The organism is Bradyrhizobium sp. CCBAU 11357 (genome assembly GCF_028128865.1).
Classification (GTDB): Bacteria; Pseudomonadota; Alphaproteobacteria; order Rhizobiales; family Xanthobacteraceae; genus Bradyrhizobium.
In genome coordinates, this window is sequence record NZ_LBJW01000105.1 from 195826 (window position 1) to 216918 (window position 21093).

Consider the following 21093-nt stretch of genomic DNA (forward strand, 5'->3'; position numbering starts at 1 on the left):
GTGCGGGCAGGGAGGGTAGTCCCCGGTGAGCTCGCGGCCGCGCGCGGACGAACGGCGCTGCTAGGTTCGTCTCGTCTGTAAGTTTCCGGCGCTGTCGACGGTGTCAGGGAAAACTGCGGCGAAATGGCGGGCCGTGCGTACGGCAAAACCGTGTGGTCCTGGCCGTCGTTGCTACGGTCAAGCCTTGGCGAATGTGACATTGGCGTCAACCGGCGTCGTGTTAGCGACTTTCGCGAAGGTGAGGGAGGCCAGAAGGAATTCGGCTCCCGGGAGAGCGCGGCATAAGCCGTCCGACCATCGCGCAGGGAAGGCCGAGTGCTTGGCTACACCTGTATGCTGCTGTGCGGTTCTTTCTGCGTGTGCTTTTCGCGCAGCGGACCGCGGGTGCCAGTCGGCACCCGGTCTTCCCTGCGCTCTCTTGGCTCAAGAGGGTCGAGCAATCAAGCAAGGCTCGGGCGAATAAGCCGCGAGGACGCGAAGGCGTGTCTGCAAGCAAGATGCGAGCCGAAAGAGCAATGCAGTTGCCTCATACTCCGTCATTGCGAGCGCAGCGAAGCAATCCAGAATCCCTCCGTGGAAAGACTCTGGATTGCTTCGCTGCGCTCGCAATGACGAGGAGGAGAGTGTGCGCACCACACTTCGCTCTCGTGCCCCGGACGCCATCAGCGCGTTTACGCGCGTCTTCGACGCGCTATGGCAGCGTCCCTTCGACGATGCGCTGCAGAGCCGGGGCCCACTCGCGGCATGGTGCCGTATCGCTCCGGGTCCCGGCTCTGCGCTGCCACGCTCAAAGCGTTGCAGCTTGTCCGGGACACGTTCGTGAGCACGATCGCCGCCTCGCGTATGGACTTGGCCTGCGCAATCCGGTTCAATGGGCCATTGAGCTTCCAGGCGACAACGATGTCGAAATATCTGCTGATCCTTCTCTTGGTCGCCGCGCCGGCGGCGGCGCAGATCAAGCCCACGCCGAAGAGCGCGGCGGCGCGTCCCGACCCCTGCGCACCGATCGGGCGGACCGCGGACGGCAAGCTGGTCTATTCCATGAAATGCGAGAACCTGCCGGCGCCGCCCGCACCGCCGCCGCAGGCGGAACTGAAGGAGGCGCCGGCCGCGGCCGAGCCGGAGCCGGAGGTCAGGCGGAGCGGCATATTCGGCTGGTCCTACGACCGCAGGTGATGTGGCTTCGCCCCTTGCGCGAAGCCCGATGGAGTGCTTTTTGCTGAAAGTTCCCGCGGGGCGCATCGCCCCCGATCCAGAGAGATGAGATGAGCAAACTCGTTATCCGCGCCGGCGATTTCACCTTCGATGCCCGTTTCGAGGAGCAAGCGGCGCCCAAAACCGTCGCCGCCTTCCGCAAGGCGCTGCCGTTCGAAAGCCACATCATCCATGTGCGCTGGAGCGGCGAGGGCGTGTGGATGCCGCTCGGCGACCTCGACTTCGGCGTCGGCTACGAGAACCACACCAGCTATCCGGCGCCCGGCCAGATCATCCTCTATCCCGGCGGCATCAGCGAGACCGAGATCCTGCTGGCCTATGGCGGCGTGCATTTCGCGAGCAAGATGGGCCAGCTCGCCGGCAATCATTTCATCACGCTGACCTCGGGCCTGGAGAATCTGGCGACGCTGGGCAAGAGCGTGCTGTGGAAGGGCGCGCTGCCGATCCGCTTCGAGGAAGTCTGAGTGACTGAGCCCCGCTACCCGCGCGATCTCCGCGGTTACGGCCGCAACCCGCCGCATCCGCAATGGCCCGGTGACGCGCGGGTCGCGGTGCAGTTCGTCGTCAATTTCGAAGAGGGCGGCGAGAACAACATCCTGCACGGCGATCGCGCCTCGGAAGCCTTCCTGTCCGACGTGCTCGGCGCGCAGCCCTGGCCCGGTCAGCGCCATGCCAACATCGAATCCATGTTCGAATATGGCTCGCGCGCCGGCTTCTGGCGGCTGTGGCGGATGTTCAACGAGCGGAAGTGGCCGACCACGGTGTTCGGCGTCGCCACTGCACTGAAGCGCAATCCGGAAATCGTCGCGGCGATGAAGGAGGCGGGCTGGGACATCGCCAGCCACAGCCTGAAATGGATCGAGCACAAGGACATGACCGAGGCGCAGGAACGCGCCGAGATCGCCGAGTCCATCCGCGTCCATACCGAGGCGACGGGCTCGCGTCCGCTCGGCTGGTACACCGGGCGCTCCTCGATCAACACCAACCGTCTGCTGATGGAGGAGGGCGGCTTCCTCTATCTCTGCGACTCCTACGCCGACGATTTGCCCTATTGGGTCAAGGGCACGGGCGGCAAGCAGCTCATCATTCCCTATACGCTCGATGCCAACGACATGCGGTTCATCAACCCGCAGGGCTTTGCCGAGGGCGAGCAGTTCTTCACCTATCTGAAGGACGCCTTCGACGTGCTCTACGCGGAAGGTGAGACCGCGCCGAAGATGATGTCGGTCGGCCTGCATTGCCGCCTCGCCGGCCGGCCCGGCCGCGCAGCGGGCCTGATCCGCTTTCTCGACTATATCGGCAAGCACGAGCGCGTCTGGGTGCCGACACGGCTGCAGATCGCGCAGCACTGGCACGACAAGCACGCCCACCTTGCCGCCGACGCATTCGAGATCGGGTGAGATGATGTCGCAGATTTCGCTCGCCGATCTCAACACTGCAAGCACGGCCGACTTCGTCGCGGTGCTCGCCAACGTCGTCGAATATTCGCCGTGGATCGCCGAGCAGCTCGCGGCAAAGCGGCCGTTCGCCGGCATCAACGAGCTGCACGCCGCGCTGATGACGGCGATCCAGAGTGCCGAGCCCGACGTGCAGCTGGCACTGATCCGGGCGCATCCCGATCTTGCCAACAAGACCCAGCGCGCCGCCGGCCTCACCGCGGAATCGACCGACGAGCAGAACAGCGCCGGGCTCGACCGGCTGTCGGATGCCGAATATTCCGCGTTCGAGCGGGCCAACAATGCCTATCGCGACAAGTTCGGCTTCCCCTATATCGTCTGCGTGCGCCGTCACACCAAGGATTCCGTGCTGCGCGACTTCGAGGCCCGGCTGCTCAACATCGCCAAGACCGAGACAAGGCGTGCGATCGAGGAGATCGGCCGCATCTCCGCGCTGCGGCTCGACCAGCTCGTCGTCGCCGACGACAGTCTGAAGGTGCACGGCCGGCTCTCGACCCATGTGCTGGACAACCAGATCGGCAAGCCCGCGCCGGGCATTCCGATTGAGCTGGTGGAGCTCGCGAGCCTTGGCGAGAACCGCGTCATCGCGCGCACGGTGACCAATGCCGACGGCCGCACCGACGGGCCGCTGATCGGCGGCCGTCCGCTGCCGATCGGTCGCTACGAGCTCAGATTCCGCGTTGCCAAATATTATGCCGCGCGCAACGTGCCGCTGTCCGACCCGCCGTTCCTCGACGAGATCCCGCTGCGCTTTGCGATCAGCGAGCCGGAAAGCCATTACCACGTGCCGCTGCTGGTCACGCCCTGGAGCTACTCGACCTATCGCGGCAGCTAGCCCCCAAACTTGTCGAGCAGCGCCGGAAACAGCCGGTCCGGCTTGAAGGGCGGTGCAGTAAAGCGAATGCCGGTGGCATCCGCGATCGCGTTGCCGAGCGCGGCGGCGACCGGATTGTACGGGCTCTCGCTCATCGATTTCGCGCCGAGTGGTCCGATCGTGTCGGACGTGTCGGCGAAGAACACTTCCGTGCGCGGCACGTCGGCGAATGAGGGCAGGTGGTAGTCGCGGAATTTCGGATTGATGACGCGGCCGTTCGCGTCGATCACCATCTCCTCGTAGAGCGCAGCGCCGAGCGCCTGCGCCACGCCGCCTTCGACCTGACCGCGGCACTGCATGGGATTGGCGACCACGCCCGCGTCCGCGGCGTGCACGCTCCTGAGAATCCGGAGCTCGCCGGTGCCCCTGTTCACCGCGACGCGAAAGCCCTGCACGTTGAACCCCACCGATCGCGGCGTGCCGCCGGACGTACCGCTGCCTGCGAACGGCCGGCCGCGCTCGCGGGCGAGCTTCGCCAGCTCCGTAAAAGGCATGCGGCGGACGCCGCTGACGACAGCGTCCGCATCGAGCGCGCAAGTCTCCACATCGCACAGCCAGGCGCCGGCGGCTGCCGCCTTCAGCTCGCTCGCGAGCTGCACGGCAGCCGCATGCGTCGCCTTGCCCGCAACGAAGGTGCCGGCGCTGCCATACGCGCCGGTGTCGTGGCCGCCATGGGCGGTGTCGGACTGGCGCAGATGGATTCTCTCGACGGTCGTCGCCAGCGTGGTCGCCGCGATCTGGCGATGCACGGTGCTGGTGCCGTTGCCGAACTCGGCCGTGCCGACGGTGAGATCGAAGCCGCCGTCGTCGTTGAGCGCGATCGCAGCATCGGCGAAGTGTCCGGCCGGCGGCACGGTGTCGATCATGGTCAGCGCGATGCCATCGCCGATCAGCCAATCCGGCGACAGCTCCGGCTGCGGGCCATCGGCCTGCATCGCGCGCTCGACGAGATCGAGGCACTGGTCGAGCCCATAGGAGCCGTAGAGCACGTCGTGAAATTCGGACGGCGGCGGCGACAGCATGGGATCGCCGGCCCTCACGATATTGCGCCGGCGCATCTGGTAGGGGCTGATGCCGAGTTGCCTCGCCAGCTCGTCGATCGCCGCTTCCACGGCGATCAGCGCCTGCGGCAGGCCATAGCCGCGAAACGCCCCGGCCGGCACGGTGTTGGTGTAGACGGCGACGCCGTCGACCCGCTTGTTCGGGCAATTGTAGACGGCGATGGACTCGGCCAGCGCGTGAAACATCACGGGGCCGGCGTGATTGCCGTAGGCGCCGGTGTTGGAGAGCACGTCGAGCTGGAGCGCGGTGAGCTTGCCGTCGCTATCGGCGCCGGCTTTGACGTGGATCCGCATCGGATGCCGCGTCGAGGTCGCGATGAACTGCTCCTCGCGTGTCAGCTCCAGCTTGACCGGCCGCCCCGTCCTCAGCGCGGCGAGCGCCAGGATGTCCTCGACGAACATCTCCTGCTTGCCGCCGAACCCGCCGCCGACGCGTTCGCAGAACACGCGGACCTTGTCTATGGGGAGCTGGAAGATGTCCGACAGCGCACGCCGGGTCAGGAACGGCACCTGCGTCGAGGTGCGGACATTGAGCACGCCGGAATCATCGAGCCAGGCGAGGCCGCCATGGGTCTCGAGCGCAGCGTGCTGCACACGGTGACTGTGGAAAGTGGCCTCATAGGTAGCGGCAGATGTCGCAAGCGCCGATGCGACGTCGCCGAACTCGCCATGCGTCTCCGCGACCAGGTTGCGCTCGGCATCGGCAACGCGGTTCGCGCTGGTGCGGCCGGGATGAACGACCGGCGCGCCCGGTGCCATCGCCTGCTCGGGATCGATCAGCGCCGGCAGAATCTCGTAACTGACTTTCAGCCTGCGGCACGCCGCCTCGGCGCCTGCTTCGGTCTCGGCGATGACGGCGGCAACCTTCTGGCCGATGAACCGGACGACGTCGTCGAGGACGCGGGTATCCTCCGGGTCCATCCAGTCCTTCTCGTGCCGCGCCGTCGACATCAGGACGGACGGCGCATCCTCATGCGTCAGCACGGCGTGCACGCCGGGGATGCCCAGAGCGTCCGACTTGTCGATCGCGATGATCCTGGCGTGGGCGTGCGGCGATCGCAGCAGCTTGATGTGGAGCAGGCCATCGATTGCGGTGTCGAAGGTGTAGCGTGCCGCGCCGCGGACCACGTCGGGGCCTGCGGGGGCCGGCAGGCTGCGGCCGAAGGCGGCACCGGCCTCGACGCTCGCCTCGACATTGGTCTTGCCGATGATCGCATCCTCGATCGAGCGATAGCCGGTGCAGCGGCAGATGTTGCCCTTCAGTGCCGCGCCGAGGTCGGTGCGCTGCGCCTGGTTCAGCGAGGCGCAGGTCAGGATCATGCCGGCGGTGCAGAAGCCGCATTGGAAGCCCTGCGCATCGAGGAAGGCCTGCTGCATCGGATGCTTGCCGTGATCGCCGCCAAGGCCTTCGATCGTGGTCACGGTGCGGCCCTCGGCCCGGAACGCCGGGATCAGGCAGCTGTGCACGGGCTCGCCGTCGAGCAGCACGGTGCAGGCGCCGCAGTCGCCGGCATCGCAGCCCTTCTTCACGCCGAAATGGCCGAGCTCCCGCAGGAACGTGCGCAGGCACTGGCCGACGCGCGGCTCCTGGGAAAATGCCTTGCCGTTGACCTCAAGGCTCATGCGGGTGTCGCTCCCAAGAGCTCGCCGCGAATTTCCTCGGCAAGGCGCAGCGTCATGTGCTTGCGCCAAAGTGGCGTGCCATGGATGTCCGTGTGGTACAGATCATCTGTAATCTCTTGCATGAGCGCGGCGCGCAGCGCGCTCGGGTCCAGGGCTTTGCGGAAGCGTAACTGGATCGGCCGCACCGTCGACGCGGTGACTGTGAGCGTCAGCGTGTCGTCGGCTTCGAGGCTGCCGATCAAGAGCGCCGCCGAGCGGCCGACCGGCGCCAGCGAGATCTGGCGGAAAGCGGTGCGGCGCCTCAAGGCGGCGATCGGGACGTCGATCTGCCGGAGGAGGTCGCCTGGCATCAGGCGATTGCATTGGTTGCCGGTGACGAATTCGGCGACGGGAAGCCTCCGTTCACCGCCGCCGGCTTTCCAGATGGTGCAGACGCCGTCGAGTGCCGACGTCAGCGAGATCATCGGTCCCGCCGGCAGCGACATGCAGAGATTGCCGCCGACGGTCGCGGTCTTCCAGATCTTGAACGAGGCAAGGAAGGCCCGGCAGCATTGGTTGATCAGCGGCGCTGCGAGCCAATCGGACGGGCAGGCGAGTCCATCGAGCTCTGCGATGGTGCAGGTGGCGGCGATCGAGAGGTGGCTCTCGGTGATCGTCAGCGCCGGCCATTTCAGATCGGTGAGATCGATCAGTCGTGTCAGATGCGTTTGCGGCTCCGAGAACAGCCAGGTGCCGCCTGCGAGCCAAGCATCACCTGCCGTCCAAACGGGCAGCTGCGCGCGCGTTTGCGGATGGGCGACGGCTGTGATGGTATTCAAGTCCATGGCTGTGCCAACGCGTCCCAAGGGTGAATGGTCCGAGAGAAGTGTTGCAAGACGGGAGCCAAGTGGCAACAGCAAGTCGCAGCAAGGACGCAAGTCGTCCTCCGCCTTGCGGCTCCGCTGTCAGCTTGTGTGAGGAGAAGCAGGATCATGAGTGAGGCAAGTCCGACCTGGATCAGGGATCCCCTGGCCATCCTCGCCGACGGGGCCGAGCGCGGGATTGTCGTGAAGGACGGCCGGATCGTCGAGCTCGTGCCGGCGGGCGGTGTGCCGGCAAGTACGGATGTCGCAGTGTTCGATGCGGGCGAGCACGTCGTGCTGCCGGGCTTGATCAACACGCATCATCATTTCTACCAGACGCTGACGCGGGCGCTGCCGGCGGCGATGGACCGCGAGCTGTTCCCCTGGCTCCAGGCGCTCTATCCGGTGTGGGCGAGGCTGACGCCGGAAGCGCTCGAGCTCGGCGTCACCGTGGCGATGTCCGAGCTTTTGCTCTCCGGCTGCACCACCACGACGGACCACCACTACGTCTTCCCGGCGGGGCTCGAGGAATCCGTCGATATCGAGGTGGCGGTGGCGAAGCGCCTCGGCGTGCGCGTGCTGCTCACGCGCGGCTCGATGAACCTGTCGCAGCGCGACGGCGGCCTGCCGCCGGACAGCGTCGTGCAAGACGAGGACACCATTCTCGCCGACAGCGCCCGCGTCGTCGCCAAGCATCACCAGCGCGGCGCGGACGCGATGGTGCAGATCGCGCTCGCGCCATGCTCGCCGTTCTCGGTGACGACGTCGCTGATGCGCGCCACGGCAGATCTAGCCGACAAGCTCGACGTGCGCCTGCACACCCATCTCGCCGAGACCGAGGATGAGAACAGATTCTGCCAGCAGATGTATGGCTGCCGCCCGCTCGACTATCTCGAGCAATGCGGCTGGCTCAACGCGCGCACCTGGCTCGCCCACGGAATCTTCTTCAATCCGGACGAGATGAGACGGCTCGGCAAGGCCGGCACGACCGTCAGCCATTGTGCGTGCAGCAACCAGCTGCTCGCGTCCGGCTGTTGCCCGGTGTGCGACATGGAAGAAGCCGGCGTCGGGATCGGCATTGGTGTCGACGGCTCGGCCTCCAACGACGGGTCCAACCTGATGCAGGAGGTCCGGGCCGCCTTCCTGCTGCAGCGGGCGCGCTATGGCGTGACGAAGGTCAGCCACAAGGATGCGCTGCGCTGGGCCACCAAGGGCTCGGCGGCGTGCGTCGGCCGGCCGGAACTCGGCGACATCGCCGTCGGCAAGGCCGCTGATCTCGCGCTGTTCAAGCTCGACGAGCTGCGCTTCTCCGGCCACGGCGATCCACTGGCCGCGCTCGTGCTATGCGGGGCGCATCGCGCCGACCGGGTGATGGTGGCTGGAAAATGGGCGGTGATCGACGGTGCGATCCCGGGCCTCGATGTCGCCGACCTCGTCCGTCGCCACAGTTCCGCGGCGCGCGCGATGCAGGCGGGATAGTCGGGGCAAAATAAAAAGAGGGGGCAGCCACAAGTGCCGGGTGCTTCTGGCCACCCCCTCCGAACCTCCTCCGGGAGGAGCAGGTGATTTAGCCAATGCAAGAAGCGTGCTACTTGCCCGGCAGCTTGTCGTCGATGCCCTTCACGTAGAAATTCATGCCGAGGATCTGGCCGTCATCCAGGTGATCGCCGCCCTTGCACTCGACCGGCTTGCCGTCCTGCCCAACGATCGGGCATTTGAACGGATGCAGCTTGCCAGCGGTGATCGCGGCCTGGGCATCCTCAGCCATTTTTTTCACATCGTCAGGCATGTTGGTGTAGGGCGCCATCGCGAACATGTGGCTATCGAGGCCGCCCCACGTGTCCTCGGACTTCCAGGTACCGGCGAGCTCGGCCTTGACGCGCTCGATGTAATAGGGGCCCCAGGTGTCGAGGATCGAGGTCAGCTGGGTCTTGGGGCCGAACTTGATCATCTCGGAATCCTGCCCGAAGGCCAGCTTGCCGCGCTCGCTGGCGATCTGCATGGCGGCGGGCGAATCCGTGTGCTGCATGATGACGTCGGCGCCCTGGTCGATCAGCGCCTTTGCGGCGTCGGCCTCCTTGCCCGGGTCGAACCAGGTGTTGGCCCAAATGATCTTGACCTTGATGTTCGGGTTGATGGTCTGCGCCGCCAGCATCGTCGCGTTGATGCCGGAGACGACCTCCGGAATCGGGAACGAGCCGATATAGCCGAGCACGCCGGACTTCGACATCTTGGCCGCGATCAGGCCTTGAATGTAGCGGCCCTGATACCATTTCGCCGAATAGGTCGACATGTTCGGGTTGCGCTTGTAACCGGTGGCGTGCTCGAAATGCACGTTCGGATATTTCTTGGCGACCTTCAGCGTCGGATCCATGTAGCCGAACGAGGTGGTGAAGATCAGCTTGTTGCCCGCGCGGACGAGCTGCTCGATCGCTCGCTCGGAGTCCGGTCCTTCGGGCACGTTCTCGAGATAGGTGGTCTCGATCTTGTCGCCCAATTCTTTCACCAGCGCCTGGCGACCGAGGTCGTGCTGATAGGTCCAGCCGAGATCTCCGATCGGACCGAGATAAATGAAGCCGACTTTCAGCTTGTCGGCGGCGGAGGCCGCACTGACACTCCCGGCGAGCAAGAGCCCGGCAGCCAGTGCAAGAAGTGATTTCCTCATCATCAATCTCCAAACATCGGGGGAAGCCACAATCCGCCGCATGCGCGCCCCTTCGCGCACACTGCGGAAACGAAATCTAGCGGTCGGGCACGAACACCGTGCCGAGCGCGGCCGGTGCGGTCGAGCCGCCCGTGCGCGCGCGGGAGAGCAGGACCAGCACGATGACGGTCGCAAGGTAAGGCAGCGCCGACATGAATTGCGAGGGAATGCCGACGCCCCAACCTTGCGCGTGCAGCTGCAGGATCGTCACCGCGCCGAACAGATAGGCGCCGACGACGAGCCGGCCCGGCCGCCAGGACGAAAACACCACCAGCGCCAATGCGATCCAGCCGCGCCCCGCGGTCATGCCTGGAATGAAGAACGGCGTATAGGCGAGCGGCAGATAGGCGCCCGCAAGACCCGCGCAGGCGCCGCCGAACATCACCGCGAAGGTGCGGATGCGCAGTACGGGATAGCCGAGCGCATGCGCGGAAACGTGATTGTCGCCGCAGGCGCGCAAGATCAGTCCCGCCCGGGTGCGGTACAGGAACCGCCACACGCCGACGATCAGCGCGATCGAGAAATAGAGGAAGCCGTCCTCGCCGAACAGCACGCGGCCGATCAGCGGGATATCGGTCAGGACAGGGATATGGAGGTGCACGGCCGGCGTGATGCGCTCGCCGACGAAGCCGGCGCCGATCAGGCCCGAGAGCCCGACGCCGAGGATGGTCAGCGCGAGGCCGGTGGCGACCTGGTTGACGGCGAGCCCAAGCGCCATCAGCGCGAACACGAGCGACATCAGCATGCCCGCGACGATGCCGAACAGCGCGCCGATAAAGGTTGATCCGGTCAGCCACGCGCCGGCAAAGCCACAGGCCGCGCCGACGATCATCATGCCCTCGACGCCGAGATTGAGCACGCCGGAACGCTCGACCACGAGCTCGCCCGTCGCCGCAATCAACAGCGGCGTCGACGCGGCGAGCACCGCCAGGATGATGGCCTCAACCAGCACCACGGGCCACCTGTCGGTTCGGGAACACCAGCTTGAAGCGGTAGAGAATGAGGGAGTCGCAGGCGAGCACGTAGAACAGCAGAATGCCCTGAAAGACCTTGGTGACGTCCAGCGGAATCTTCATCGCGATCTGCGCCTGCTCGCCGCCGATAAAGGTCAACGCGAGGAAGAGGCCTGCAATTAATATTCCAAGCGGGTTCAACCGGCCGAGGAAGGCGACGATGATCGCGGTAAAGCCGTAGCCGGGCGAGATGCCGGGCTGGAGATGCCCGACCGGCCCCGCCACCTCGATGATGCCGGCAAGCCCGGCCAGCGCCCCGGAGACGGCGAAGGTCAGGATGATCAGCTGGTTGGCGTTGAAGCCGCCGAACCGCGCTGCACGCGGCGCGGCGCCGACCACGCGGATCTCGAAACCCTTGATGGTGCGCCCGAGCAGGATCGCGGCTGCCGCGACGACGAACAGGGCGATGATCGAGCCGACATGGAGCCGGCCGCCCTCGATCAGCAACGGCACCGTCGCCACCGGATCGAACTCGGCCGTGGTCGGGAAATTGAAGCCGTGCGGATCCCGCCAGGGACCGCGCACGAGATAGTCGAGGAAAAGGTCGGCGACATAGACCAGCATCAGGCTGGTCAGGATCTCGCTGGCGCCGAACTTCACCCTGCAGATCGCAGGGATCAGGGCATAGAGCGCGCCCGCGGCGGCGGCGAGGACGAGCATGGCCGGCAGCACCCAGGCGCCGGCGTCAGTGCCTTGCGTCTTCACCGCGATCCAGCTTCCCGCGACTGCGCCGATCAGGAATTGCCCTTCGGCGCCGATGTTCCAGACGTTGGCGAGATAGCACAGCGACAGGCCGATCGCGATCATCACCAGGGGCGTCGCCTTCACCGCGATCTCCTGGAGCGAATAGCCGTCGGTCAGGGGCGCAATGAAATAGGCGTGCAGGGCAAGCAGCGGATTCTTGCCGAGGATCGCGAACAGGATGACCATGGTCACGATCGTAAGGCCAATCGCGATCAGGGGGGACACCAGCGCGATCGTATTGGAGCGCTCGGCACGCTTCTCAAGCACCAGCTGCATGCGCGACCTCCTTCGGCTGCAGGCTGCTGCCGCCCATCAGAAGGCCCAGCTTCTCGCGGCTTGCTTCGCCTGCCGAGAGCGGAGCCGACAGCTTGCCGTGGAACATCACGGCGATGCGGTCGGCGATCTCGGCGAGCTCGTCGAGATCCTGGCTGGTCACGAGCACCGCGGCGCCTGCGGTGGCGAGATCGAGCAGCGCCTGACGGATGACGGCGGCAGCGCCGGCATCGACGCCCCAAGTCGGCTGGCTCACCACCAGCACCGCGGGGTTGCGCAGGATCTCGCGTCCCACGATGAACTTCTGCAGATTGCCGCCGGACAGGCTCGCGGCCTCGGGATCGCGCTTGGCCTTGCGGACGTCGAAGGTTTCGGTCGCGCGGTCGACCGTTCTCAGCGTGGCCGCCGTATCGATGAAACCGCGATGGACCATGCCGCTGGCGGCATGGCCGGTGAGCAGCGCATTCTCCGACAGTCTCATCCGCGGCGCCGTGCCGTGGCCGAGCCGCTCCTCGGGAACGAAAGCTGCGCCCAGCTTTCGCCGTTGGGTGATCGAGAGGTGGCCGGCGGCGATGCCTTCGATCACCACCGTTCCGGGGTCCTTCGAGAGGCGCTCGCCGGAAAGCGCCGCGAACAATTCGTCCTGGCCGTTGCCGGCGACGCCGGCGATGCCGAGGATCTCGCCGCCCTTCAGCTCGAATGAGATGTGCTCGAGCCGCACGCCATGCGCCTCGGCGGGGGCGAGCGAGAGATCGTTGACGACGAGCCGCGGCACGGTGGTCTTGCGGCCCGATGCGGCCTTCACTTCCTTGACCTCGCCGCCGACCATCATCCGCGCAAGTGAGGCGGCGGTTTCGAGCCGAGGATTGCAGGTCTCGACCTTCCTGCCGCCGCGCAGGATCGTCGCGGTGTCGCAGAGCCGTTTCACCTCCTCCAGCTTGTGGCTGATGTAGAGGATGGCGCGGCCTTCGGCCTTGAGGCGCTCCAACACGATGAAGAGCTGGTCGGCTTCCTGCGGCGTCAGCACCGCGGTGGGCTCGTCCAGGATCAGGAATTTCGGATCCTGCATCAAGGCGCGGACGATCTCGATGCGCTGGCGCTCGCCGACGGAGAGTTGCCACACCTCGCGCCTGGGATCGAGCGGCAGGCCGTAAGTCTTGGACACCTGTTCCAGCCGGGACGACATGTCCTTGAAGGATTCCTTGCCGTCGAGGCCGAGCGCAACGTTCTCGGCCACCGTGAGATTGTCGAACAGCGAGAAGTGCTGGAACACCATGCCGATGCCGCGGCTGCGGGCTTCGGACGGACCGGACAGCACGATTCGCTCGCCCTGCCAGTGAATCTCGCCGGCGCTGGGCTGGATCAGTCCGTAGATCGCCTTGACCAGCGTCGACTTGCCGGCGCCGTTCTCGCCCAGCAGGGCGTGGATTTCCCTCGGCCAGATGTCGATATCGATGCAATCGTTGGCAATGAAATCCCCGTAACGCTTGGTGAGGCCGATGGTCCTCAGGAGCGGGGATTTGCCGGAATGCTGGCCGTTGGGCGTCGGATCTAACATTCGCTGATGCGCTTGCATGGGTGAAGTGCCTCAATACTGGGCCAGTTTGGACCGCGGTGTAAGATGTGAAAAAGCATCATCCCTTGCTCAACGCTTCGGCAGGCCCTCGGCCCAGCGCTTGTCATCGATTCCGAGCGATCAATTCCCGCAAACGGCACCTGGACGGCCGGGGCGATCGCGTCCGCGAGTGGGTCCTCTGTTGCAAATTTGTGACGGTTCAAGGCAAATCGGAACCCGCTGTGCAGACCTGACGCCATGTTGAGCAATGGACGCGTCGGTCGCCCATCGCGTGGAGTGCAGCGGCGGCAACAGCTGCGTCGATGCGGCACTGCGTTCGGGCGCAATCAGAAAATCCGAATAAAAACAATCGGGAATGTTCGGCAGCGATGCCTCTCTCGTTGCGTGTTCGCTCCACGTCGGGGCGCTGCGATTTTTCCGTCACCCGTCGCGTGCTGCTGCAACATGCGGCACGCCATGTGAAAAGTTGAGGCTTCTCGGTCCCGGAGATCGGCGCAAATGTCGCACCCAGGGGCGCGCATTTTTGCTTGCCCAAACGAGGGGGTATTCAGGATGTCGTTTCGTTGTAAGGCAGTGGCAGCAGCGGCGCTGTCACTTGCTACGCTGGCCATCGGTGGCCTGGCTCAGGCGGCGGACCTGCCGGTCAAGGCGGCCAAGAAGGCTCCAGACCTTCCGTTCTTCCTGGTGATCGATAACCGCGTCACGTTCTCATACATCTTCAACGCTGCGCAACCGGGCGCGTGGTCATTCCGGCCAGATGGGTCGATCGACAGCAAGACCACCAAGCAGGTCTATTCGTTCACTCATTTCGACCTCTGGGCGTACGGCACCAACTTCTTCACCATCTCCCTGTTCAAGTCGGATCACAATGATCCGGCGGGGCCGTGCACCAATGCGGGGACGATCTTCGGTGCGCCGGCGACGTGCGCGGGTGCGACCGAAATCTACGGCCTGTTCCGCTCGACCTTCGGCTGGAACGAACTCTTCAACACCAAGGCCTTCAGCGCGGGCCCGCTGCACAACATTTCGTTCGAAGTCGGCATGGATGCCAATACCGAGAACCGGTATTTCGGCGCTGCCAAGCGCGACGTCGTCGGCGGTCTGCAGTTCGCATTCGACCTGCCCTACAAGGGGTACGTCAATGTCGCGCCGCTGGTCTATTGGGAGTTCGCCAACCACAATTCCTTCAGCCAGTGCGGGCTGTTCGGTCCGGGCGTTCCCGGCGTCACCTGTCTTGCAGACGGCAACACGTCGTTCAAGCCAACCTGGGCCGTCGAGGTCAATTACTACATGGACCTCGGCTTCCTGCCGCCGAACATGCAGTATTTCTCGATCAGCGGCCGCGCCGGCTGGTACGGCAAGAAGGGCACGGACACCGAGCCGCTTCCCTACAGCCCGGCGAACGGCGTCTACAACACCGCGGTCGAGTTGAATTCGGAGCCCATCCGTCTGACCTTCGATGCGTCGAAGGCGGCCTGGGGCGACAAGTACTCGCACTTCGTGGACGTCTGGGTGGCTTACCGCTACTGGCAGAACAAGTTTGGTCTCGATCACAACCTGGCGGTCGGCTGTACCACGCTCGTCGGTGGCGCGAGGGTGAGCACCGGAGCGTGCACCGAGTCCTCGCTCTACTCCGGTATCACCGTGAAGTTCTGATCGCCTGATGCTCTGCAGGTGAAAGAAAATGACGCCGCGTCAAACCTCCGCGGCGTCATCTTCTTTGGTCCTTTGGGGATGTGCTGCTACGTCGTCCAAACGCCGTCGTGCAGCGCTTCGGCTTCGTCTTCGAGCAGGGGCCCGATGACCTCCGTCGGCCGCTGGCCGCTGGCAAAGACCTCGCGGCATGGCAGGTCTAGGGTCGGATTCTCCGGATGGTTGCCGGTGATGCCGCGCAGGCGATGCTCGCTGAGGCCATAGACCACGCGGCCGATGCCGGCCCAGTAGATCGCGCCCGCACACATCGCGCAGGGTTCGGCTGAGGAATAGAGCGTGGCTTTCGCCAGCACCTCGCGATCGAGCGTGCGGCAGGCCTGGGTCGCTGCGAGGCGCTCGGCGTGCGCGGTGGCGTCGCGATCCGGCATGTAGCCGTTCTCGGTCTCGATCAGCACCTTGCCGTCGGCATCGACGACGATGCAGCCGAAGGGGTGGTTGCCATGGGTGAGGGAACGACGGGCGACCGCGAAGGACAGGCGCAGGAAGTACTCGTCGCGCCCTGATGCGTCGTCCATCGATCCTCCGTTCAGTGTCCTGCCATGTGCCGGCCGACCACGGTGAGATCGGCTTCGCTGGTCCGTGCTTCATACACGAATTCGCCGTGGAACATCACCACCAGCCTATCCGACAGTTCGAGCAGCTCGTCGAGGTCCTCGCTGACGAGCAGGACGGCGGCGCCGCGGTTGCGCGCCGCCATGATCTCGGCGTGGATCTGCGCCACCGCCGCGAAATCGAGGCCGAAGCAGGGGTTGGCGGCGATCAGCACCTCGACGTCGCCGCCTAGCTCGCGGGCCAGCACGGCGCGCTGCACGTTGCCGCCCGACAGCGCCGAGATCGGCGTATCGGGCGTGCGGGTCTTGATCTTGTACTGGCCGATCTTCTTCCTGGCGTCGCTCCGGAAGGCGCCGCGATTGAGCCACCAGCCGCCGCTGGCAAAGGGTGCGCGGTCGAATTCGCGGAAGGCGATGTTGTCGGCGACGCTCATGCCGCCGACGCAGGCATTCTTCAGCGGCTCCTCGGGCAGTAGAGACATTCTGTGGCGCCGCATCTCCTCGCGGCTTGCGCGATAGGGATCGCCGGCGACGCGGATATCGCCGCTCTCGGCCTCGCGCTGGCCGGCCAGAACTTCGACGAGCTGGCGCTGGCCGTTGCCGGAAACGCCGGCAATGCCGACGATCTCCCCGGCGCGAACCGTGAGCGAGACATCGTGCACGGCAACGGCGCCCGCATCGTCCAGGGCGCGGAGCTTTTGCAGCTCCAGCCTGGCCTGACCGGCTTCGCCGGTGCGCGGCGGCTGCACCGTCAGCTCCTCGGCGCCGATCATGGTACGTGCCATCTCATCCGGCGTCAGCTCGGAAACCTTGCCGGCTCCAGCGAGCTTGCCGCGGCGCAGGATGGTGACTTCGTCGGCGAAGGCCATGACCTCGCGGAACTTGTGCGTGATCATCAGGATGGTCAGCTCGCCCTTCACGACCATGTCGCGGAGCATGCCGAGCACCTCGTCCGCTTCCGCCGGCGTCAGCACCGAGGTCGGCTCGTCCAGGATCAGGAAGCGGCGCTTCAGATAGAGCTGCTTGAGGATCTCGCACTTCTGCCGTTCGCCGGCAGAGATGTCCGAAACTTTCGCGGCAAGCGGCACCTTGAAAGGCATCCGAGCAAGGAACGCCTCCAGCTCTTTCATCTCGTTCGGCCAGCTCACCACGGCCGGCACGTCGTCGCGCGCCAGCACGAGGTTTTCGGCGACCGTCATCGCGGGCACCAGCGTAAAATGCTGATAGACCATGCCAAGCCCGAGGGCATGGGCATCCTTCGGGTTGGCGATCGCCTGCTCGCGGCCGCCGACGAGAATGTCGCCTTCGGTCGCGTGGTAATAGCCCATGATGCATTTGACGAGGGTGGATTTGCCGGCGCCATTCTCTCCAAGCAGGGCGTGGAACGAACCCGGCCGCACCTTCAGTTCGACATTGTCCAGCGCCAGGAAGTCGCCGAAGCGCATGGTCATGGCGATCGCATCGACGCCGAAGGCGCCCGAGGGCGGAGGCGTTTCGCCGATGATCACGAAATCGCTCCGATAAAGGCATCAGAGGTCGAGACCGCGCCGAACACGCCGCCCTGCATCTTGATCATCTTCAGCGCGTGGTCGTGGTTGCTCTTGTCGGTCGCGCCGCAACAATCGTGCAGCAGGACGCATTCGAAGCCGCGGTCGTTGGCCTCGCGCATGGTGGTGTGGACGCAGACGTCGGTCGTGATCCCGGTCAGCACGATGTTCTCGATGCCGCGGACGCGCAGGATCAGCTCCAGATCGGTGGCGCAGAACGAGCCCTTGCCGGGCTTGTCGATGATCGGCTCGCCCGGCAGGGGGCTGAGCTCCTCGATGATGTCCCAGCCGGGCTCGCCGCGCACCAGGATGCGGCCGCACGGACCGGGATCGCCGATGCCGGCGCCGATCTGGCGCGAACGCCAGCGCTTGTTGGCGGGCAGGTCGGAGAGATCGGGGCGGTGGCCCTCGCGGGTATGGATGATGTGGAAGCCTTGGCCGCGCATCGCCGCGAGCAGCCGCTTGATCGGCTCGATCGGCGCCCGCGTCAGCGAGAGGTCATAGCCCATCTTGTCGACATAGCCGCCGACGCCGCAGAAATCGGTCTGCATGTCGATGATGATCAGCGCCGTATTCTCCGGGCGGAGATCACCATTGTAGGGCCAGGCATAGGGCTCGGACTTGATGTAGCGCTCGGGCATGGACGACCTCGTGCGTGTTTACCGTGTGATCGAGAGTTCGGCGGGCGCGCCGGTCAGCGTCCGCTTCGGCGAGCAGGTGATGATCATGATCGCCAGCGTCAGGATGTAGGGCGCAGCGTTGAAGAGGTGGTAGCCGGAGGTGACCCCGACCGATTGCAGCGCCGGACCCAGCGCCGCCGCGCCGCCGAAGGCGAGCGAAGCCCACAGGCAGAGCAGGGGATCCCAGCGTGCGAAGATCACGAGCGCGACGGCGGTGATGCCCTGGCCCGAGGACAGGCCCTCGTTCCAGCTTCCGGGATAGAACAGCGACAGGAACGAGCCACCGATGCCGGCGAGGAAACCGCCGACCATGGTGGCGCGCAGGCGGATCAGCAGCACGGAATGACCCATCGCGCGTGCGGCATCCGAGCTCTCGCCGGCGGTGCGGATGAGCAAGCCCCAGCGCGTGGTGCGGAAGGCCCAATAAAGGATTGGCGCCAGCACCACGCCGATCAGGAACAGCACGTTGATGCGTAGCGCGGCGCGGACTTGCGGGATGTCGCTCCACCAGCCGAAGTCGATGGCGGGCAGCCGCGGCGCTGTCGGCTCGATCAGCGGCTTACCGAGATAGAAGGCAAGGCCGGTGCCGAACAGCATCAAGGCAATACCCACGGCAACGTCGTTGACGCGCGGCAGCGAGCAGATGCCGGCATGCAGTGCACCCAGTAGCGCGCCGGTGATACCGGCGGCCAGCACGCCGAGCCACGGAGAGCCGGTGAGATAGGAGATGCCATAGGCGCTCATCGCGCCCATCACCAGCGTGCCTTCGAGGCCGAGATTGATACGGCCGGAGCGCTCGGTGATGCATTCGCCCAGGCTCACGAACAGGAATGGGGTGGAGACGCGAATGGCGCCGCCAAGCACGGCGAGCGGGACGGTCCAGAGGCCGATCGATCCGTCTGCCATCTCAGGATTTTCCCTTCAGAAATCCGATGCGGCCGTAGAGCGCATCGCTGGCGAGCACGAAAACGAAGATGATGCCCTGCAGCACCAGCACGGACGCATCGGGTAGCCCCAAGCGGCGTTGCAGCAGGCCGCCACTGGCGCTGATGCCGCCGAGCAGGATGGCGACGGGGATGATGGCGAGCGGATTTTGCCGCGCCAGGAAGGCAACGAGGATGCCGGTGAAGCCGTAGCCGGCCGCGAGGTTGGCGTTGGTGCGTCCCTGCACGGCGGCGACCTCGACCATGCCGGCAAGGCCAGCCGCGCCGCCAGCAAGGAAGCAGACGGTCAGGATCAGCTTGTCGACGCCGAGGCCGACGATCTTCGCAGCACGGATGTTGCCGCCAGCCACGCGCGCGGCGAAGCCGAACACGGTGTGATAGATCAGGATGTAAGAGGCGATCGCGGCAATCAGGCCGAACACGAGGCCCCAATGCACGTCGGTGCCGGGAATGGAGCCGATCATGTTGGCGGCGCCGATCTCGCGGGTGGACGGCTTGTTGAGGCTGGCGGGATCGCGCATCAGCCCTTCGACCAGATGGTTGAGGATCGCCAGCGCGATGTAGACGAGCAGCAGGCTCGAGATGGTCTCGTTGACGCCGCGATACTGCCGCAAGCCGCCTGAGAGCATGATCCACAGTCCGCCGCCGATCACGCCGGCGCAGACCATGGCGATCTGGACGACGAACGGCGGCATGCCCTGAAGCGCGATTGCGGCGCTGGTTGCCGACAACGCGCCGATCAGCAGCGCGCCTTCGCCACCGATGATGACCATGCCGAGCTGCGCCGGCAGTGCGGTACAGAGCGCGGTGAGGATGAGGGGCGCTGCGCGCGTCAGCGTGTTCTGCCAGGAGAACCAGGTGCCGAACGCGCCGTAATACATGTAGAAATAGAGATCTAACGGGTTCTTGCCGAACATCGCGACGAAGATGCCGAACACCGCGAGCGCGCCGACCAGCGCCGCGCCCGGGACCAGGACATATTCGATCGTGCCGCCGTGACGCCGGAGGAAGCCGGGATCGGCGGCCGGGGCGACTGTCCCGACCGCTTCCGTGGAATCCGCCGCTTCCGTGGTCACGAAGTGGCTCCGAGCACGCCCTCGACGAGGTAGTCCATCTTCTCCAGTTCAGGATCCTTCTGGCCCCGGTCGGTGCCGGCAGGGATCACCGTCTTGCCCTTGTTGTCGACCAGCCCACCCTTGAAGATGGCGTAGCCTTCTGCCGACAGGAATTTTGCCTTGGCCTCGTCGGCCGCCTTGCGCGCTTCGGCCGAGACCGCTTCGCCATAGGGCGAGGTCTTGACGATCTCTTCCTTCAGGCCGCCGCGGTAGAAATTCGGGATGCCTTCGCCGGAGGCGATCATCTTGACGAACTTCGGATAGAGCGCTTCCCAGTTCCACTCCGCGCCGGTGAGATAAGCCTTGGGTGCCAGCGCCGACTGGTTGGTGTGATAGCCGCAGACGAAGGCGCCGCGCCGCGCGGCATTCTCGACCATGGTCTTGGGCCCATCGACGTGGCAGGTGAGCACGTCCACACCCTGATCGATCAGGCTGTTGGTGGCTTCGGCCTCCTTGACCGGCATCGACCAGTCGCCGGTGAAGATCACCTGCGTGGTCGCCTTCGGATTGACGGACTTGGCGCCAAGCGTGAAGGCGTTGATGTTGCGCAGCACTTGAGGGATCGGCTTGGCTGCGACAAAGCCGAGCTTGCCGCTCTTCGACGTCAGGCCGGCGACGATGCCGGAGATGTACTGGGCCTCGTCGATATAGCCGAAATAGCTGCCGGCATTCTTGGGGTCCTTGTCGCTCCAGAGGCCGCCGCAATGCTCGAAGCGGAGCTTCGGGTACTTGTTGGCCATCTTGATCATGTGCGGATTGTAGTACCCGAACGAGGTCGGGAAGAGCAGGGTGGCGCCGTCGAGATTGATCATGGACTCGATCGTCTTCTCGACCGCATCGGTCTCCGGCACCTTTTCCTCCTCGACCACCTTGAGGCCGGGAATCTTCTTCAGCGCCGCCGCACCCTGCGCGTGGGCCTGATTGTAGCCGTAGTCGTCGCGCGAGCCGACATAGATGAAGCCGATGGTGGTCTCGGCCGCGAAGGCCGGGCGGAGGCCCGCCGCCGCGCCGAGGGTGAGGGCCGCGCCGCCCTGCAACAAATGACGTCGTGAAATCCTGCCAGAATCCATTGCTCGCTCCCCTTGGCGGATGTCCCGCCTTGATCTCGCGGCTGCGCCGGCTTGGCGGAGCCGGGACCAGATGTCGCAAGCTTCGTGCCAG

The 21093-nt window shown here is 65.5% G+C and carries 18 protein-coding genes; 6 read left to right on the plus strand and 12 right to left on the minus strand.

Annotated elements, in window-relative coordinates; genetic code table 11:
• Window positions 1-900: 900 nt before the first annotated feature.
• The 4 genes from XI05_RS23875 to uraD all read left to right on the plus strand — a co-directional run bounded on the left by XI05_RS23875 (window position 901) and on the right by uraD (window position 3507).
• The gene (locus XI05_RS23875) at window positions 901-1176 is read left to right on the plus strand and encodes a hypothetical protein (RefSeq protein ID WP_271506308.1); all 276 of its coding nucleotides are present in this window, start codon (window positions 901-903) and stop codon (window positions 1174-1176) included.
• A gap of 89 nt (window positions 1177-1265) precedes the next feature.
• Window positions 1266-1679 carry a DUF3830 family protein gene (locus XI05_RS23880; RefSeq protein ID WP_036045261.1) on the plus strand — a complete coding sequence of 138 codons (414 nt, stop codon included), beginning with the start codon at window positions 1266-1268 and terminating at the stop codon, window positions 1677-1679.
• The gene (gene puuE, locus XI05_RS23885; protein ID WP_260380135.1) at window positions 1680-2615 is read left to right on the plus strand and encodes an allantoinase PuuE; all 936 of its coding nucleotides are present in this window, start codon (window positions 1680-1682) and stop codon (window positions 2613-2615) included. It abuts the gene before it with no gap.
• Between the two features lie 4 nt (window positions 2616-2619).
• Window positions 2620-3507, plus strand: coding sequence for a 2-oxo-4-hydroxy-4-carboxy-5-ureidoimidazoline decarboxylase (gene uraD / locus XI05_RS23890; protein WP_271506423.1), 888 nt, complete (start codon window positions 2620-2622; stop codon window positions 3505-3507).
• On the opposite strand, the gene XI05_RS23895 is transcribed toward uraD, so the two are convergent.
• Both XI05_RS23895 and XI05_RS23900 read right to left on the minus strand, forming a co-directional pair.
• Window positions 3504-6230, minus strand: a complete 2727-nt coding sequence (locus tag XI05_RS23895) for a molybdopterin-dependent oxidoreductase (RefSeq protein WP_271506310.1) — start codon at window positions 6228-6230, stop codon at window positions 3504-3506. The genes uraD and XI05_RS23895 overlap by 4 nt on opposite strands.
• Window positions 6227-7054: an FAD binding domain-containing protein gene (locus tag XI05_RS23900; RefSeq protein WP_271506313.1), complete on the minus strand. Its 828-nt coding sequence runs from the start codon at window positions 7052-7054 to the stop codon at window positions 6227-6229. The genes XI05_RS23895 and XI05_RS23900 overlap by 4 nt, the downstream gene beginning before the upstream one ends.
• 147 nt (window positions 7055-7201) lie before the next feature.
• On the opposite strand from XI05_RS23900, the gene XI05_RS23905 reads away from it, so the two are divergent.
• Window positions 7202-8551 (plus strand): 8-oxoguanine deaminase, encoded by a 1350-nt coding sequence (locus XI05_RS23905; protein ID WP_271506315.1) that lies wholly within the window; start codon window positions 7202-7204, stop codon window positions 8549-8551.
• A 109-nt stretch (window positions 8552-8660) separates the two neighbouring features.
• Here the strand turns inward: XI05_RS23905 and XI05_RS23910 are convergent, their stop codons facing one another.
• The 4 genes from XI05_RS23910 to XI05_RS23925 all read right to left on the minus strand — a co-directional run bounded on the left by XI05_RS23910 (window position 8661) and on the right by XI05_RS23925 (window position 13364).
• Window positions 8661-9737: a BMP family ABC transporter substrate-binding protein gene (locus XI05_RS23910; protein ID WP_271506318.1), complete on the minus strand. Its 1077-nt coding sequence runs from the start codon at window positions 9735-9737 to the stop codon at window positions 8661-8663.
• 76 nt (window positions 9738-9813) lie between these two features.
• Window positions 9814-10731, minus strand: a complete 918-nt coding sequence (locus tag XI05_RS23915) for an ABC transporter permease (protein ID WP_271506321.1) — start codon at window positions 10729-10731, stop codon at window positions 9814-9816.
• The gene (locus tag XI05_RS23920; protein ID WP_271506324.1) at window positions 10718-11809 is read right to left on the minus strand and encodes an ABC transporter permease; all 1092 of its coding nucleotides are present in this window, start codon (window positions 11807-11809) and stop codon (window positions 10718-10720) included. Before XI05_RS23920 ends, XI05_RS23915 begins: the two co-directional genes overlap by 14 nt.
• Window positions 11793-13364 (minus strand): ABC transporter ATP-binding protein, encoded by a 1572-nt coding sequence (locus XI05_RS23925; protein ID WP_271506327.1) that lies wholly within the window; start codon window positions 13362-13364, stop codon window positions 11793-11795. The genes XI05_RS23920 and XI05_RS23925 overlap by 17 nt, the downstream gene beginning before the upstream one ends.
• A gap of 570 nt (window positions 13365-13934) precedes the next feature.
• On the opposite strand from XI05_RS23925, the gene XI05_RS23930 reads away from it, so the two are divergent.
• Window positions 13935-15038, plus strand: a complete 1104-nt coding sequence (locus tag XI05_RS23930; RefSeq protein WP_271506330.1) for a hypothetical protein — start codon at window positions 13935-13937, stop codon at window positions 15036-15038.
• A gap of 86 nt (window positions 15039-15124) precedes the next feature.
• On the opposite strand, the gene XI05_RS23935 is transcribed toward XI05_RS23930, so the two are convergent.
• The 6 genes from XI05_RS23935 to XI05_RS23960 are packed head-to-tail and all read right to left on the minus strand — an operon-like array spanning window position 15125 to window position 21002.
• On the minus strand, window positions 15125-15610 hold the full coding sequence (locus tag XI05_RS23935; protein ID WP_271506333.1) for a nucleoside deaminase: 486 nt from the start codon (window positions 15608-15610) through the stop codon (window positions 15125-15127).
• Window positions 15611-15621: 11 nt separating this feature from the next.
• Window positions 15622-17154: an ABC transporter ATP-binding protein gene (locus tag XI05_RS23940; RefSeq protein ID WP_212255324.1), complete on the minus strand. Its 1533-nt coding sequence runs from the start codon at window positions 17152-17154 to the stop codon at window positions 15622-15624.
• Entirely contained in the window at window positions 17151-17834 is a 684-nt protein-coding gene (gene biuH, locus XI05_RS23945; RefSeq protein ID WP_271506335.1) for a biuret amidohydrolase, read from the minus strand. Before biuH ends, XI05_RS23940 begins: the two co-directional genes overlap by 4 nt.
• A gap of 18 nt (window positions 17835-17852) precedes the next feature.
• Entirely contained in the window at window positions 17853-18779 is a 927-nt protein-coding gene (locus tag XI05_RS23950) for an ABC transporter permease (RefSeq protein WP_025037674.1), read from the minus strand.
• Window position 18780: 1 nt separating this feature from the next.
• Window positions 18781-19893 (minus strand): ABC transporter permease, encoded by a 1113-nt coding sequence (locus XI05_RS23955; RefSeq protein ID WP_271506338.1) that lies wholly within the window; start codon window positions 19891-19893, stop codon window positions 18781-18783.
• A complete protein-coding gene (locus tag XI05_RS23960) occupies window positions 19890-21002 on the minus strand; it encodes a BMP family ABC transporter substrate-binding protein (protein WP_260371771.1) in 1113 nt (370 codons plus the stop codon). The genes XI05_RS23955 and XI05_RS23960 overlap by 4 nt, the downstream gene beginning before the upstream one ends.
• Window positions 21003-21093: the final 91 nt, after the last annotated feature.